Source organism: Allobosea sp. P1_A7, assembly GCF_056406775.1.
The window spans coordinates 17,630-33,277 of sequence record NZ_JBFTZN010000032.1; the positions used below are offsets into that span (position 1 = coordinate 17,630).

12 protein-coding genes are annotated in these 15,648 nt (G+C 65.0%); 9 read left to right on the forward strand and 3 right to left on the reverse strand.

Going from position 1 to position 15,648, the window contains the following annotated elements; all coding sequences use genetic code 11:
• Window positions 1-6 precede the first annotated feature (6 nt).
• The gene (locus AC1D34_RS08005) at window positions 7-1,590 is read right to left on the reverse strand and encodes an acyl-CoA carboxylase subunit beta (RefSeq protein WP_476823948.1); all 1,584 of its coding nucleotides are present in this window, start codon (window positions 1,588-1,590) and stop codon (window positions 7-9) included.
• Between the two features lie 105 nt (window positions 1,591-1,695).
• Here AC1D34_RS08005 and AC1D34_RS08010 point away from each other — a divergent pair, with 105 nt between their 5' ends.
• The 4 genes from AC1D34_RS08010 (at window position 1,696) to AC1D34_RS08025 (ending at window position 7,043) form a co-directional block, all read left to right on the forward strand.
• Window positions 1,696-2,883 carry an acyl-CoA dehydrogenase family protein gene (locus AC1D34_RS08010; protein ID WP_476823949.1) on the forward strand — a complete coding sequence of 396 codons (1,188 nt, stop codon included), beginning with the start codon at window positions 1,696-1,698 and terminating at the stop codon, window positions 2,881-2,883.
• A complete protein-coding gene (locus AC1D34_RS08015; protein ID WP_476823950.1) occupies window positions 2,880-3,503 on the forward strand; it encodes a TetR/AcrR family transcriptional regulator in 624 nt (207 codons plus the stop codon). The genes AC1D34_RS08010 and AC1D34_RS08015 overlap by 4 nt, the downstream gene beginning before the upstream one ends.
• Window positions 3,504-3,571: 68 nt before the next feature.
• Window positions 3,572-5,908, forward strand: a complete 2,337-nt coding sequence (locus AC1D34_RS08020; RefSeq protein WP_476823951.1) for a putative bifunctional diguanylate cyclase/phosphodiesterase — start codon at window positions 3,572-3,574, stop codon at window positions 5,906-5,908.
• Between the two features lie 91 nt (window positions 5,909-5,999).
• Window positions 6,000-7,043: a histone deacetylase family protein gene (locus AC1D34_RS08025; RefSeq protein WP_476823952.1), complete on the forward strand. Its 1,044-nt coding sequence runs from the start codon at window positions 6,000-6,002 to the stop codon at window positions 7,041-7,043.
• A gap of 116 nt (window positions 7,044-7,159) precedes the next feature.
• Here the strand turns inward: AC1D34_RS08025 and AC1D34_RS08030 are convergent, their stop codons facing one another.
• A complete protein-coding gene (locus tag AC1D34_RS08030) occupies window positions 7,160-8,716 on the reverse strand; it encodes an acetolactate synthase large subunit (protein ID WP_476823953.1) in 1,557 nt (518 codons plus the stop codon).
• A gap of 240 nt (window positions 8,717-8,956) precedes the next feature.
• Here AC1D34_RS08030 and AC1D34_RS08035 point away from each other — a divergent pair, with 240 nt between their 5' ends.
• Genes AC1D34_RS08035 through AC1D34_RS08050 form a run of 4 tightly spaced genes read left to right on the forward strand, consistent with a single transcriptional unit; the run spans window position 8,957 to window position 11,980 of the window.
• Window positions 8,957-9,925: an ABC transporter substrate-binding protein gene (locus tag AC1D34_RS08035; protein ID WP_476823954.1), complete on the forward strand. Its 969-nt coding sequence runs from the start codon at window positions 8,957-8,959 to the stop codon at window positions 9,923-9,925.
• Window positions 9,922-10,428: a mismatch-specific DNA-glycosylase gene (locus AC1D34_RS08040; RefSeq protein ID WP_476823955.1), complete on the forward strand. Its 507-nt coding sequence runs from the start codon at window positions 9,922-9,924 to the stop codon at window positions 10,426-10,428. Before AC1D34_RS08035 ends, AC1D34_RS08040 begins: the two co-directional genes overlap by 4 nt.
• Before the next feature lie 2 nt (window positions 10,429-10,430).
• Window positions 10,431-11,204, forward strand: a complete 774-nt coding sequence (locus AC1D34_RS08045; RefSeq protein ID WP_476823956.1) for an ABC transporter permease — start codon at window positions 10,431-10,433, stop codon at window positions 11,202-11,204.
• The gene (locus AC1D34_RS08050) at window positions 11,201-11,980 is read left to right on the forward strand and encodes an ABC transporter ATP-binding protein (RefSeq protein WP_441506084.1); all 780 of its coding nucleotides are present in this window, start codon (window positions 11,201-11,203) and stop codon (window positions 11,978-11,980) included. Before AC1D34_RS08045 ends, AC1D34_RS08050 begins: the two co-directional genes overlap by 4 nt.
• A 49-nt stretch (window positions 11,981-12,029) precedes the next feature.
• Here the strand turns inward: AC1D34_RS08050 and AC1D34_RS08055 are convergent, their stop codons facing one another.
• On the reverse strand, window positions 12,030-14,432 hold the full coding sequence (locus tag AC1D34_RS08055) for a multicopper oxidase family protein (protein WP_476823957.1): 2,403 nt from the start codon (window positions 14,430-14,432) through the stop codon (window positions 12,030-12,032).
• A gap of 344 nt (window positions 14,433-14,776) precedes the next feature.
• Between AC1D34_RS08055 and AC1D34_RS08060 the strand changes: the two genes are divergently transcribed.
• The gene (locus AC1D34_RS08060) at window positions 14,777-15,532 is read left to right on the forward strand and encodes a FadR/GntR family transcriptional regulator (protein ID WP_476823958.1); all 756 of its coding nucleotides are present in this window, start codon (window positions 14,777-14,779) and stop codon (window positions 15,530-15,532) included.
• Window positions 15,533-15,648: the final 116 nt, after the last annotated feature.

A 15,648-nucleotide genomic window follows, 5' to 3' on the forward strand; every position in this document is an offset into this window, starting at 1 on the left:
CGGCGGTCACATCCGGTAGACGGGGCGAGGGGAGGTGTCGCGCGCTTCGCCTGCGGCAAGCGAGAGGCACAGGCCGAGCACGTCGCGCGTCTGCGCCGGCTCGATGATCCCGTCATCCCAGAGCCGTGCAGTCGCATAATACGGGTCGCTCTGCTCCTCGAACTGGGCCCGCGTCCTGCGATCGAGCTCGGCGATCGCTGCCTCGTCGGCAGCGCCCTTCAGGCTCTGGCGGCGCAGTTCCATGACGACCGTGGCTGCAACCTCCGGGCTCATCGTGGCGATCCGGGCGTTCGGCCAGGAGAACAGGAAACGTGGCCGGAAGCCGCGCCCACACATGCCGTAATTGCCGGCGCCATAGGAGCCGCCGATCAGCACGGTGTATTTGGGAACGCGCGCATTCGAGACGGCATAGACCAGCTTGGCGGAATGCTTGGCGATGCCCCCGCGTTCGGCTGCGGTGCCGACCATGAAGCCGGTGATGTTCTGCAGGAAGATCAGGGGGATCTGGCGCTGGTCGCAGAGCTCGATGAAATGGGCGCCCTTCAGCGCCGATTCCGAGAAGAGCACGCCATTATTAGCGATGATCCCGACGGGGTAACCGTGGATGCGGGCGAAGCCGGTGATGAGCGTTGCGCCATAATCGGGCTTGAAGGCATTGAAGCTGCTGTCGTCGACGACGCGGGCGATCACCTCGCGCACGTCATAGGGCCTGCGCAGGTCGGTCGGGACGATGTGCTCGAGTTCGGCCGCATCGAGCCGCGGTGGTACGGACGGGTAGGGCGCTGCGCCCAGCCTGCCGATTTCGCCGAGCGAGCCGACGATCTCGCGGAGCTTGGCGAGGCCCTCCATTTCCGTTTCGACCAGATGGTCGCTGACGCCCGAGACCTGGGTGTGCATCTCGGCCCCGCCCAGGGTCTCGCCATCGACGATCTCGTGGATCGCAGCCTTCACGATCGGAGGGCCGCCGAGATGGATGCGCCCGGTGCCCCTGACCATGATCACTTCGTCGGACAGCGCTGGAATATAAGCGCCGCCGGCGGTGCAGCCGCCGAAGACGAGCGAGATCTGGGGAATGCCGGCCGCCGACATCCGGCATTGGTTGTAGAAGGAACCGCCGAAATGGTCGCGGTCCGGAAAGACCCGGTCCTGTTCCGGCAGGAAGGCCCCGCCGCAATCGACCAGGTAGAGGCAGGGCAGGCGATGTTCCTCGGCAATCTCCTGCGCCCTGAGATGCTTGCGCACTGTCTCGGCGAAGAACGACCCGCCCTTCACCGTCGCGTCATTGGCGATCAGCATGCAGGCACGGCCGGAGACGGTGCCGATGCCGGTGACGATGCCTGCGCCGGGCACCTCGTTGCCGTAGAGCCCCCAGGCCGCCAGCGGCGAGAGTTCGAGGAAGGGCGATTGGGCGTCGAGCAGCAGGTCGATGCGCTCGCGCACCATGATCTTGCCGCGCGTTTCGTGCCGCTCGCGCATTCTGGGGCCACCGCCATTGGCGACGAGCGCATGGCGCTCGCGCAGGGTGGCGAGCATCTCGCTAAGGGGCGGCGGCACGTTTGCGCGCGCTTCGCTCGTGGAGCCTGCAGACATGGTTCCTCCCGCCTCGGCGCTCGCCCTTGATCTCGTTGATCAAGTCACCTACCGTCCGTTAGGTAGGCGACTTTGCGCCGAGAGGTCAAGCAGCGGGAGAGTGCGATGACGGCGGTGGACAGACTGGGGGCGGGAACCGGTGAAGAGCCGCGCCGCTCGCCCTACTTCACCGAGGAGCACGAGGCGTTGCGCGATCAGCTGCGCCGCTTCGTCGAGACCGAGATCAAGCCGCATGCGCTCGCCTGGGAGGAGGCCGGTTTCGTGCCCCGGGAGGTGCTGCGCCGGATGGGCGAGCTCGGCTTCTTCGGCATCCGCTACCCCGCTGAATATGGCGGTTCGGAGATGGATACGCTGGCGACCGTGATCCTGGCGGAGGAGCTTGGGCGCTCCACCTTCTCCGGGGTCGCCATCACCGCGCTTGTCCATACCGACATGGCCTCCGTCCATGTCTTCAATGCCGGCAGCAAGGCGCAGCAGGACCGCTACATGCCCGACATCATCGCCGGCAAGACGATCTGCGCGGTGGCGGTGACCGAGCCTGACGCCGGTTCGGACGTGAAGAGTATCCGCACGACGGCGCGGCGCGAGGGCGATACCTATGTCCTGAACGGCGCCAAGATGTTCATCACCAACGGCGTCCATGCCGATCTCTACTGCGTCGCCGCCAAGACCGATCTTTCAGCCAGGCCCTCGCAGTCGGTTTCGATCTTCCTGGTCGAAAGGGGAACGCCCGGTTTCCGGGTTTCGCGCGCGCTCGACAAGCACGGCTGGCGCTCTTCCGACACCGCCGAACTCGTCTTCGAGGACTGCCGCATCCCGGCCACGAACCTGCTCGGCCAGGAAGGACGCGGCTTCTACGCGATCATGCGCAATTTCCAGAATGAGCGCACGGTCATCGGCGCGATGGCGATGGGCGAGGCACAGGCTGCGCTCGATCTCACGCTGGATTATGTCCGCACCCGCAAAGCCTTCGGGGCTCCACTCTGGGAAAAGCAGGCCATCCGCCAGAAGCTCGCCATGCTCTCCGCCAAGGTCGAGGCGGGGCGCCAGCTCGTCTATCACGCCGCCTGGCTCGACGCCCGTGGCGCTGAGGCAACGCGCGAGGTCTCTATGGTCAAGGCGTATTGCGGCGAACTGGTCAACGAGGTGATGTATGCCTGCCTGCAGTTCCATGGCGGCATGGGGTTCATGCGCGAAAGCGCCATTGAACGCCTGACGCGGGATGCGCGGGTCCAGTCGATTGGCGGCGGGGCCACCGAAGTCATGCTGGAAGAGGTGGCGAAGCGGTTGTGAGCATTCAGACGACGAAAGCGGAGCGCGGTGCCGTAGAAGGGGGCGCGCGCCGGCTGATCCTCGACACGGCTGCACGCCTGCTGCGCCAGGGTGGCTATCACCAGACCACCCTGCGCGAGATCGCCGAGGCGGTCGGTATCCGCAAGGCCAGCCTCTACTATCACTTCGCGTCGAAGGAGGAGATCGTCGAGGCCGTCGTCAATGACGGCGTTCGCTTCGTTCAGGAGGCGGTGGTTGCCGCTTTGCAGGGATCCGAGGGGGCCGAGCCACGTGCCCGGCTGGAATGCGCGATTCACGCACATCTGACGGCGCTGCATGGCCATGGCGATTACACCTCGGCGAGCATCAAGGCCTTTGCCTTGGGCGCGATGTCGGTGCCGGACAGCGTGCGCAGGGTTCGCCGCGCCTATGAGGACGTCTGGCGCCTCCTGATCGCCGAGCTTCAGGCCGCCGATGTGATCGCCGCGGAGCGTTCGCCAGAGGCGCTGCGCCTCTTCCTGCTCGGCGCCCTTAATGGCTCCACCGACTGGTACCGCCCCGGGCGCTTCGACATCCCGGAACTGGCACGCGAATTCGCCGCTCTGATTGCGCCGCGAGCCGGGCTAGCCACGCCCGATTGAGGCATTGCGCTGCAACAAGTTCCGGCTGCCTTAACGCGGTTTTGACCTTCGCATCGTAACGATGCGGCATGCAACGCGACAGTTTGTTCCGATTTGGTGGAGAATTCCGCGATTCCGACCGGGAGGAGATATTCCAGGCGGCCCGGTTGCCGGAGACCCTCCGGCAGTGCCGACTGATCTTCCTGATCTCGGCGCTGCTGAACACGTTCTTCCTCGTCAGCGACTGGCGCTTCTTCGGGACGCCGCATTTCCTCGTCGCGGTGTCAGCACGCCTCTCCGTCGTGGCGGTGTCGGTTCTCTGTGCGATCCTGATCCGCAGGGCTACCCGCTTCAAGCAGGCCGAGGCCGTGACTGTCCTGTGGGAGGTCGGCTGCGCCGTGGCGGTCGCCTTCCTGGTCAGCTCGCGCAGCGATCTGGCGCTTTTCGTCGTGCTGCTGCTGCCCTCCATCTTCTATCTGGTGGCGCCGATATCCTTCCGCTGGACCTTCATCCTCGGCTTCTGCACAAGCCTGCTCATGCTGGTCGGCTATCTCGGTTCGGGCCCCTATCCCAGCACCTTCGTCGGGCTGGTGCTCGTGCTGGCGATGCTGAACTTCGCGCTCGGCCTGGTCGTGATCCACGCCAACCGCCTGAGGCGGCTGGAATGGACTGCGACCCAATCAGAGCGGGCTGCAAAGGAGGAGCTCGACGAGAGCCGTGCCATGATCGAGCGCCTCTTCATGGCCGTGCCGATCCCRCTCGTCGTCGCATCGGTGGCGGATGGGCGCTTCGTGCGGGCCAATGACGCGGCGCTGCGCTTCTTCGGCAAGGGGACGGGAGGCGATCTGCGCGAGGTGGTTGTGCCGGATGTCTTCGTCGATGCGGAAAGCCGGCGCAGCCTGACGCGGCAATTGCTTCGCGGCGCACATGTCGGCGAGTTCGAGGCCGCGATCCGTGACGGATCCGGCGCGAGCCGCGACGCATTGATCACTGCGACTTCCTTGTCGATGGGCCAGTCCTCGACGATCGTCGCCGGCATTGTCGACATTACCGAGCGCAAGGCCGCCGAAGCGCATGTTCGCTGGCAGGCGACGCATGACGCTCTGACCGGCCTGCCGAACCGCCTGCTCTTCCAGGAGCGTCTGCAGGAAGCCCTGGCGGCTCTCGGCGATGGCGCGACCGTGAGCCTGTTCCTGGTCGATCTCGACGATTTCAAGTCGGTCAACGACACGCTTGGGCACGATGCCGGAGATGCCCTGCTGAACGAAGCAGCCGCGCGCCTCCTGCGCCATACGGCCCTCGGAGATCTCGTCGCGCGACTGGGCGGCGACGAATTCGTGGTGCTCTCGACCGAGACGATGGACGTGCCCGAGGCTCAGGCCAAGGCGGAACGGCTGCTGACGGCGCTGCGTGGCCCGCTCAGCCATCTCGGACACGCGATTTCCTCTCGCGCCAGTCTCGGCATCGCGCTTGCGCCACAGCATGATCGCGCTCCGATCGAGCTGATGAAGGATGCCGATCTCGCGCTCTATCGCGCCAAGGCCTTGGGCCGGAACATGGCGGTGGTCTATGACAGCGGCATGCGCGAGGCGATGAACGCGCGCGTCGCTATTTGCCGCGAATTGGCCGAGGCGTTGGCGCAGGACCGCATCCTGCCCTTCTATCAGCCGCAGGTTTCACTGGTCTCTGGCGCCATCGACGGCCTTGAGGCGCTGGCACGTTGGCGCCATCCGGAACGCGGGATCGTACCGGCAGCCGCGTTCGTCCATGGGCTGGAAGATCCGGAGACCGCTTCTGCGATTGGCGATATCATCCTGCGCAAGGCGATTGCCGATCTGAGCAGCTGGCTCGCAACAGGGACCAGGGTCCCTCGAGTCTGGGTCAATCTCGCGCCAGCGGTGTTCCGCGATCCGCAGTTTTCTGAGAAGCTGCTGGCCCAACTCGCCGCGGCGGGCGTGCCGACATGCTGCTTCGGCGTCGAAGTCACCGAGACCGTGCTCCTGGCCCGCACCGCCGGCGATGCCGAGCGCGCGCTGAAGACGCTTCGCGAAAACGGTGTCTGCGTCGCTCTGGACGATTTCGGCACCGGCTACGCGTCGCTGACCCATCTCAGGCGCTTCCCCGTCGATGTGATCAAGATCGACCGCGGTTTTGTCCGCCATCTCGATGAGGGCGGGGAGGATGCTGCGATCGTGCGCGCGATCATCAACCTCGCGGCCGACCTGAAGCTGGATCTCATTGCGGAAGGTGTCGAGACGCGGAAGCAGGAGGCCTTCCTGCGCCAGTGCGGCTGCAACTTCGCGCAAGGCTATCGCTATTCCCGCCCGGTCCCGGCGAACCGGGTGCCGTGGCTGAGCCAGCAGTCAGGCTTGCAGCCGGCCGAACCCGCCATGGATGCAGACCGGGGCGGCGTGGCTGCGGCCTGACCACGCGCCCGGCGCTTGCTAAGCATGTCATTGCAAGCTCGCGCACCGTCGAGGGGATGGTGCAGATCAACAAGCCGAGGACCGTTTCCGCATGCGCGCCTTCTATCACCCGGACCAGTCGCTTCACGATCCGCAGCAATACATGCGCTTCGGCCGCGTCGTCGCGCCGAAGGATCTGCCGGAACGCACGGAGCAATTGCTGGGCGCACTCGCCCGCCATGGCATCACGCCGGAGCGCCCCGGCGCTCACGGCGTCGACCCGATCCTGGCCGTGCACAGCGAGGAATTCGTCCGCTTCCTCGAGACCCTGTGGGAGCGCTGGGTCCAACTGCCCGAGCGTGGCCCCGAAGCGTGGCCCAACACTTTCCCCTATTGGAGCGGCAGGGTCGATGAGGACATGCGTCCGCCTTGTCGGCCAACCGGCCTGATCGGCCAGCTCGGCTGGTTCCTCGGCGATCTCTCCGTGCCGGTCGGCGAGCACTGCTGGACCTCGACACTGCGCTCGGCCGAGACCGCGGTCTCAGGTGCCGAGGCCATCCTAGCCGGCGAGCGCGCGGTCTATGCGCTTTGCCGCCCCTCTGGGCACCATTCCCGCGCCGACCGTGCCACCGGCTTCTGCTACATCAACAATACGGCGGTCGCGGCCCAGCGCCTGCGCTCGAAATTTGGCAAGGTCGCGATCCTTGATGTCGATGCGCATCATGGCGACGGCACGCAGCAGATCTTCTACCGCCGCTCGGATGTGCTGACGATTTCGGTCCATGCCGACCCGGTGAACTACTATCCCTTCTTCACCGGGTATGCGGACGAGCGCGGAAACGGTGCGGGCGAGGGCTTCAATATCAACCTGCCGCTCGCCCATGGCGCGGGCGGCGCCGAAATGGAGGCCGCCGTCGATCGTGCCGGCAAGGCCATCCGTGACTTTGGCGCCGAGGCGCTGGTCATTGCGCTCGGCTATGACGCGCACAAGGACGACCCGATCGGTGTGCTCAAGCTCGAGGCGGCTGATTTCGGCACGATCGGCCGGCAGGTGAAGGCCATGGGATTGCCGACCTTGGTGGTGCAGGAAGGGGGCTATGCGATCGAGGCGATCGGCGGCTGCCTCGACGGCTTCCTGACCGGGTTTGGCGCCTGAAGACGGCGCCCTCGTGATGTCCGGCCCTGGGCCGGGCATCACGCATTGAAGTCACAATCGAACAACGAGGGCGCGGGCGGCCCGGGGCAAGCCCGGCCTCCCCGCCAGGCGAAATCTCAGATTACCGCCTCGATCAGGAACGGCCCCTTCCGGGACAACGCGCCCTGGAACAGCTTGGTAAATTCCTCGGCGGTGGTCGCGCGGCCCGCTTCGACGCCCATGCCGCGCGCCATCGAGACCCAGTCGAGCGCCGGCTCGTCGAGATTGAGCATCAGCTTGGCGTTGCGGCCGAAATCATTGACACCGACGGCGCGCATCTCGCCATGCAGGATCTGGTAGGTCCGGTTGGCAAAGACCACCGTGACGACGTCGAGATTCTCGCGCGCCTGTGTCCACAGCCCCTGAACCGTATACATGCCGGAGCCATCGGCCTGCATGCCGATGACCTTGCGGTCCGGGCAGGCCACCGCTGCGCCGATGGCGAGCGGAATGCCCTCGCCAATCGCGCCGCCGGTGAGCTGGATATAATCGTGCTGGGGGGCGTTGTGGCACTGCTGGTAGAAGACGCGGCCCGATGAGACCGACTCGTCGCAGATGATGCTGTTCTCGGGCAGCAGCGTCGCCACGATCGTGCAGACCTTGTCGGCGTCGAGCGCGCCGGTCGGCAGGGCAGCAACCTCCTTGCGAGGCTCCGCGACATAGAGCGGTTGGCTCTGGCGCGCGCCAAGTTCATCGGCCAGCGCCTCGATCGCGAGCGGTAGGTCGTCGCCGATCTCGGCCAGCGTCACCACCGCGCAGCTGTCCTGGATCAGGCGGCCGGGCTTGCCCGGATAGGCAAAGAAGCCGACCGGCACCTTGGCGCCGACCAGAACCAAAAGGTCGATATCCTTGAGCGCCTCGAGCGCGATATCGACCGGGTAGGGCACTTTCGGCAGCGCGACACGGCCGACGCCGCGCTCGATGCGGCCATTCGACATCTGGCCGAAAACGCGCGCGCCGGTGACGGCGCAGATCCGCGCCGCCATCGCCATCGGGCCTTCGCGCAAAGCCATATTGGTCATCATCAGGGCGGCACGCTTGCCGTGCTTGCGCAGGGCGGCTGCGGCCTCCTTCACGGCGGTCATATCGACCGATTTCAGCTTCGGCACCGCGACCGGCGCAAGCTTGGCCGGCTCGACGCTGCCCCAGGCGCAATCGGCGGGAAGGATCACGGTGGTTACGCCCGGCAGCGACATGGCGGCGGCATAGGATTCGCCGATCGCTGGGCCGACATCCTCGGGCGTCGTGATCCGACGGACGAAATGGGACATCGGCTGGGCCAGGCTTTCGATATCGCTGGTCAGTGGCGCGTCATGGACGAGATGATAGGTCGCGTGATCGCCGACCACATTGATCATCGGAGTCCAGGCCCGCCTTGCATTGTGCATGTTGGCAAGGGCGTTCGCCATGCCGGGGCCGCAATGAAGCAGCGTCGCTGCCGGCTTGTCGGCCATGCGGGCGTAGCCGTCGGCCGCACCGGTCACCACACCCTCGAACAAGCCGAGTACGCAGCGCATCTCCGGCTTGCGGTCGAGCGCCGCGACGAAATGCATTTCGGAGGTGCCGGGATTGGCAAAGCAGACATCCACGTCATTGACGAGGAGGGTATCGCAAAGGCGGTCGGCGCCGTTCATTCTGGAAGGACCTCTTGGGAGATGCGCGGCGCGCAGGACCCTGCGAAGGGAACGGAACCCTCGTCCGGTGTCAAACAAGAGAAATTTATCAGCTTCGTTCAGGAAACTGATCGCCGCCTTGACGGTTTTGCATATGCATTTAACCTGCCTTGGAATGAAGGTTGCATCCCGCTTCGGATGAGGCGATGGGCTTTAAGTCTCACGGGCGCGAACGACATCAACCAGGGGAAGGGTTTCGACATGACAGGTTTGAAGCGTATCGGAGCCGCGGCCGGACTTGGCTTCGCGGCGCTGCTGGCTGCCACGGGCGCGCAGGCGCAGACCAAGGTTTCGATCGGCATTTCCGGCTGGACCGGTTTCGCGCCCCTGGTGCTGGCCAAGGAGGCCGGCATCTTCGCCAAGAATGGCCTCGACGTGTCGATCAAGAAGATCCCGCAGAAGGACCGTCACCTTGCCATCGCCTCCGGCGATATCCAGTGCGCCGCCACGACCGTCGAGACCTGGATCGTCTGGGACGCCGCCGGGATCAAGACCAAGCAGCTCTTCCAGCTCGACAAGAGCTATGGCGCCGACGGCATGGCGGTGCGTAGCGCGACCGGCTCGATCAAGGATCTGAAGGGCAAGACGGTTGCGGCCTCTGCGCCCGGCACGTCGCCCTATTTCGCGCTCGCCTGGTTCCTCAAGGAGAACGGCATGTCGGTCAAGGACGTGACCGTGGTCAACATGGAGCCCGGCCCGGCGGCCCAGGCCTTCATCGCCGGCCAGAATGATGCGGCCATGACCTATGAGCCCTATCTCTCTGCCGTGCGCGACAAGCCGGATGCCGGCAAGATCATCGCGACCACGCTCGATTATCCGATGGTGATGGACACCTTCGGCTGCACGCCGGCCTTCATCGCGGGCAACGAGGTTGCCGTGAAGGGGCTGACCAAGAGCTATTTCGAGGCGCTCGAACTGATCAAGGCCGATCAGGCCAAGGCCTATGGCATCATGGGCGCCGACGTGAAGCAGTCCGGTGAGCAGTTCGGCAAATCTGCCGGCTTCCTGCGCTGGTCGGATGCCGAGGGCAACAAGAAGTTCTTCTCAGGCGAGTGGCAGGCCTTCACCACCAAGGCGGCCGACCTGCTGCTCGAGATCGGCCTGATCAAGTCGAAGCCCGATATCACCACGCTGGTCGATACCCGCTTCGTCTCGGGCGGTGCGATGTGACGATTCTGCCGGACGTGCTTGCGCCACGTCTGGGAATCGTCTTCTGCGGCACTCAGGCCGGGCGCGCCTCAGCCTTGCGGCGCGCCTATTACGCCGGACCGGGGAACAAGTTCTGGCGGGTGCTTCACGCCATCGGCCTTCTTCCCCGGCAATTCAGGCCTGAGGATTTTCCTCGCTTGCTCGACTATGGGTTTGGTCTCACCGACGTCGCGAAAGCGACCTCCGGGCCGGATGCCGCGCTCGTTCGTGCTCATTTCGATATTGAAGGATTCTTGATGAAGATGCGTGCGACGGCTCCGGCCTTCATCGCCTTCAACGGCAAGCGGGCGGCCGAGGCCGTGCTGGGTCAATCCAGTGCTGCCATCGGCTATGGCCGCCAGCCGGTTGATGTCGCGGGTTGCGCGACTTTCGTGCTGCCATCGACCTCCGGCGCGGCCTCGGGCTTCTGGTCGGTCGAGCCCTGGCAGGAACTGGCCACGGCCTGGCGTTCGCGGGCGATTTGACGATGAAGCCGCTTCAGCCCGTTTCCGTCCCGTCCCGCGTCGCGCTGGGGCTCGGCTTCTTCGTACTCTTCGTTGCGCTCTGGTCGGTCGCGACCTTCGGCGGCTATGTCCAGCGCCTCTTCCTGGCCGATCCGCTGACCATGGTCGGCGAGGGCTACAAGCTGCTCGTCGAATACGGCTTCGCGTTCGACATCGGCATGACGATCTGGCGTGTCCTCGGCGGCTTCATCCTCGCGGTCATCGTCGCGCTGCCGCTCGGCATCCTGATGGGCGCCTACAAGCCGATCGAGGCCTTCTTCGAGCCCTTCGTCTCCTTCGCGCGCTACCTGCCGGCCTCGGCCTTCATCCCGCTGCTGATCCTCTGGGCCGGCATCGGCGAGACGCAGAAGCTGCTCGTCATCTTCATCGGCTCGATCTTCCAGATCATCCTGATGATCGCCGTCGCGGTGGGCTCGATCCGGCGCGATCTCGTCGATGCCGCCTATACGCTGGGCGCCAGCGACCGTTCCGTGGTGATGCGCGTGCTGCTGCCCAATGCAGCGCCCGAGATCGCCGAGATCCTGCGCATGGTGCTGGGCTGGGCCTGGACCTATGTCATCGTCGCCGAGCTGATCGGTTCCTCGTCCGGCATCGGCCACATGATCACCGACAGCCAGGCGCTGCTGAACACCGGGCAGATCATCTTCGGCATCATCGTCATCGGCCTKATCGGGCTGATCTCGGATTTCCTGTTCAAGGCGGTCAATCAGCGCCTGTTCCCCTGGGCCGCGAAATGAGCAAGCTCATCATCGACAATGTCGGAAAATCCTTCCCCGCGCGTCACGGCGGGCAGGCGACACGGGCGCTGATGCCGACCTCCCTCAGCGTCTCCGACAACGACTTCATCACCATTCTCGGCCCCTCCGGCTGCGGCAAGTCGACCTTGCTGCGCATGATCGGCGGGCTGGAGACGCCGACGGAAGGGCGTATCCTGCTCGATGGCGAGACGGTGACAGGGCCCGGTGCGGATCGCGGTTTCGTCTTTCAGAGCTATACCCTCTTTCCCTGGCTGACCGTGGCGCAGAACATCGCCTTCGGCCTGCGCGAGAAGGGCGTGCCGGAGGCGGAGCGGCTGCGGATCGCCGTCGACTGGGCCGGACGCATCGGTCTCAAGGGCTTCGAGAATCATTTCCCCAAGCAGCTGTCGGGCGGCATGCAGCAGCGCACCGCGATCGCGCGTGCCCTCGCCAATGATCCAAAGATCCTGTTGCTGGACGAGCCCTTCGGCGCGCTCGACAACCAGACACGCGCCCTGATGCAGGAAATGCTGCTCGGCATCTGGGAGCGCGAGCAGAAGACCGTGCTTTTCGTCACCCATGACGTCGAGGAGGCGATCTTCATGGCCTCGCGCGTCGTGGTGATCAGCGCCCGGCCGGGACGCGTCAAGGCGGACATCCCGGTCGACCTCCCGCATCCGCGTCCTTACACGATCAAGACGAGCCCGGAATTCGTCGCGCTCAAGGAGCGGCTGGTCGAGGAGATCCGGGCAGAGGTGATGGCGAGCGCGGCTTAGCCCGCGATCTTGTGCAGCGGAGTTCCGGCGATCGGTCGCCCTGTCTTGGTCAGGAGCGTGCAGAGCCTGCAACTCTGAGATTCCGGGGATCTCCTTCAGGTAGAATTTCGGGCTGCTTGAAGGTCACGCCGTTCGGCGTCGGGATCGGCGTCTGTGTCACCACATATTGCGGCTGGCCCTTGAAGTTCGGATCTCCGGGTGGAGGCGTCAGGAGCTGGAGCCGCAGCAGCATCGCAGCGTCCTCATGGGTGGCGTTATGGCAATGGGTCACATAGGCCCCGCCGAACTCCCCGAACCGCACCTGGAATTTCACCTTGCCCGAGGGCCGCAGGCGCCAGACATCCTTGCGTACAAGGCGCTCCGTTGCGGGAATGGCAGCTCCGCCGCGGTCGATGGTGACGCCCTCCTCGAAATGAAGGTGAATCGGGTGGTCCCAGCCGCCCCCGCCATTGACGAGGGTCCAGTGCTCCACCTCGCCCGGCTTGGGGACCAGGAGGGAGATGCGGTTGGCGTTGAGCGAGTGCGCTGCTTGGCCGTTGACCTTGATGGTCCAGGGAAAGGAATCGGCATTGCCGCAATCGGGGATGCATTGCCCGTCAGCAGTATTGCGAGAATCTCCACCTCCTGACCTGCCGAATTCAAGGGTCCGCTCGCGCACTGGCGCGACGATCGGGATTTGGCTGGTCAGGGTCTTGGCGCCGGACCGCCACTCGGGATCGGTGAAATTGACGCTGCGATCCTTGTCGAGCGGATTGCTGGCATTGTAGATCTTGCCGGGATTGTCGACGCTTTGCAGCGAATTCACGACCCGGAACTCAAGGAAGGGGCCGACACAAGGATCGTCACCGCCAGCCTTGAGTGCCCTGTCGATCGAGACGGCGCCGTCTGGCCGGCGCCCGTCGGTCTGCTGCAACAGATTCACCAGATAGATGCTGTCGCCTGGCGCAAAGGCGGAAAAATCGACAACGATGTCGTAGCGCTCCGCAACGCCCTGCTCGTCCAGCTCGGTCAGGGCGATCGGACTGACAACCAGATTTCCGTCATTGGCGATGAAGTAGAACGGAACTTTGGTGGCTTGCGAGAAGCGAGCACTCTTGTTGACCCCGAGTGCCAGTTTGATGAAGCGCGCGACGGAGACGTTCAGGAGGCGGAAGCGGTAACGTCGCGGCAGCACCTCGAAATACGGATAATAGGTGCCGTTGACCAACAGGATGTCACCCAGGAAGCCATCGGTGTCGAAGATGTCGAACCGGAGCTGCCCGTTGGCGTCGAAGGCCGGGTTCGAGATCGCGAGGTTGATGTCGAAGTCGACATTGCCCCATTTGAGCTGCGAGCCGCTCGGCAGCCGCAGGTTGAAGCCGTCATCGAGATCTTCGCGGCCTCGATCAGGCCCGCTGTAGATGTTGAAGACAGCGAACATGCCCTTGTAGACGTTCTGCGCCGTGAAGAAGAAGCGATGATCGTGGAACCACAGGCTGCCCTGGATCTCCCGGAAATCGCCCGGGACCTGAACCAGGCCGTTGCCATCGTCGGGTCCCGAGGCCTTGCGCGCAAAGTCGCGGTCGCTGGTCGGCCAGACGCTCGGCAAATCGCGCCGCGCCATGGCTATGGCCCAGTGATAGTCATAGAAAGTCCCGGGGAAATTGAACGCGTTGCAGGCACCGTCGCTCTCGGCGCCGTTATGCGAATTGTGAAGGTGAACCGAGCTTTCGTTGCGCCCGAATCCGCCATTGATGGCCCGGTCGACCGGCAGGTCGTTGTAGATGCGCGTGAGGGTCGGTTCTCCGTAGCGGGCCTTGATCAGAACGGGCCTCGCCAACCCCGTGCGCAGGCCGGCGGCATTCCCCGTCTGCCCAGGCTGCCGGGGGCCGAAGGACCAGACGGAGTTTGCGTTCTGGTCCGGCAGCCCTTGGCCGAATTTGCTGCCCGGTCGGACCTGTCCGACCGACAGCAGATAGCCCACCTTTGGGTAAAGCTCCTCCCAGCGCTGATGCGCGAAGAACTCGCCGGGCGGCCGCCCCTCGAACGGCCCGACACCGGTCACCGGATTGCGGAAGACCGCACCGCCGGAATTGGTGAAGTCGGTGTGATAGGAAAAGCTCCTGGCGGCCAGTTCCGTACCGCCCCCACCCGTCTGCCAGGCCGCATCGCCATTCGGCAGGCGCAGCAGCGGGACCGGCCTCTGAAGCTCGGCCCGCGGCATCGGCGTCTGGAACTTGACTGCGCCGAAAGTCGGGCTGCGCGGCACGCTGTCGGCATAGGCGCTACCGACGAACCGGCCGAGCCCGCTCCTCGCGATCAGAAGCCCGCCGGTCGCGAAATATCCCCAGCGCAGCAGATCGCGTTTGGTGATCTGCCCCAAGGCGAGGGCTCTGACGATCTCGAGCCGGTTTTCCAGAGCGCGCTCAGCTTCCTTCAACAGGACGCCGGTGGTCTCGCGCGGAAGATACATGTCCGCCTCCCCGCATCTGGCCAATGGGTGGGAGCCGCCTCAACAATTATACCCATGAGGCCGGACTGCGGGGAGAGACCATGGTCGGACAAATCGACAAACCAAAGTCCGCGACCTTGGTCGCACTCAGCCGTACCATCGGCCGCTGGCGTTCTGAAAGACCGAGCTGCTGGTACGGGGCGTAACGGCAGGGGCAGGGCCATCGCTGGAACGGAAGGCGCCTGCCTGCGAAGGCTCATTGACATGCCGGTCGCTACGATGGTTTCTTCTCCAAAATTGGCCTGACCACATGGCCAAATTGACCTCGGTACTGCCGAGGCAGGGGATGGACCGGGGAGTGACACGTGCCGCTCGAAGCCGTCGAGTCGCCGCGCCTTTATCGTCAGATCGCCGATCAGCTGCGTCATCTCATTGACCGGCAGGAGTTTCCCGTTGGCGCACGCCTGCCACCTGAGCGGGAACTCGCGGAAAAGCTCGGCGTCTCTCGTCCTTCAGTGCGCGAGGCCTTGATCGCGCTCGAGGTCGAGGGGCGGGTGCGTATCCGCATGGGCTCCGGCGTCTACGTGATCGATCCGCCACGTCCGGTTCCCAGCGCCATCCTTGTCTCCGATGATGCGCCCGAGGGGCCTTTCGAGGTCCTGAAGGCCCGCGAGCTGGTGGAGAGCGCGATCTGCGCCGAGGCGGGAGGGCAGGCAACGGGCGAGGATCTCGCGCGCCTCGAGGAAATCCTGTGCGGAATGGAGGCTCCCGGATTGCCGAGCGACGAACTCGTCGCGCTCGACCGCGCCTTCCATGTCGCGATCGCCGGAATCCTGGGGAACTCCGTTCTGGCGCGCTTTGTTGGCACCTTGTTCGATCAGCGCATCAATCCGTATTTCCAGCAACTCGCGAGCTACTTCGAGAACGAGACATCCTGGCGCGCCGCCGTCGCCGAGCACCGGGTTATCCGTGATGCGCTGGCCGCTGGATCGGGAGAGGCCGCCAGCACCGCGATGCGCCGGCACCTGCGCTGCTCGCAGGAGCGTTTTTCGCAGAGTTTCGGTGAAGGGGTTTCAAGCGGGCAGGAGAGCGTCAACTCCTGCCCGGCCAGCAAGAATTGACGCCAAGCAACGATCTTCGAGTCCATGGGAGGACACCTGATGAAGAGCTATCTGACACTGGCTGCAGCCTTTGCCGCCGGCCTCGTTCTTGCCGGGGCGCCGGCCCAGGCCCAGAC

What these genes read in the sequence shown, in the direction of transcription:
- AC1D34_RS08005 (WP_476823948.1), bottom strand. Translation starts at nt 1,590, where the DNA reads ATGTCTGCAGGCTCCACGAGCGAAGCGCGCGCAAACGTGCCGCCGCCC.
- AC1D34_RS08010 (WP_476823949.1), top strand. Translation starts at nt 1,696, where the DNA reads ATGACGGCGGTGGACAGACTGGGGGCGGGAACCGGTGAAGAGCCGCGC.
- AC1D34_RS08025 (WP_476823952.1), top strand. Translation starts at nt 6,000, where the DNA reads ATGCGCGCCTTCTATCACCCGGACCAGTCGCTTCACGATCCGCAGCAA.
- AC1D34_RS08030 (WP_476823953.1), bottom strand. Translation starts at nt 8,716, where the DNA reads ATGAACGGCGCCGACCGCCTTTGCGATACCCTCCTCGTCAATGACGTG.
- AC1D34_RS08035 (WP_476823954.1), top strand. Translation starts at nt 8,957, where the DNA reads ATGACAGGTTTGAAGCGTATCGGAGCCGCGGCCGGACTTGGCTTCGCG.
- AC1D34_RS08050 (WP_441506084.1), top strand. Translation starts at nt 11,201, where the DNA reads ATGAGCAAGCTCATCATCGACAATGTCGGAAAATCCTTCCCCGCGCGT.
- AC1D34_RS08055 (WP_476823957.1), bottom strand. Translation starts at nt 14,432, where the DNA reads ATGTATCTTCCGCGCGAGACCACCGGCGTCCTGTTGAAGGAAGCTGAG.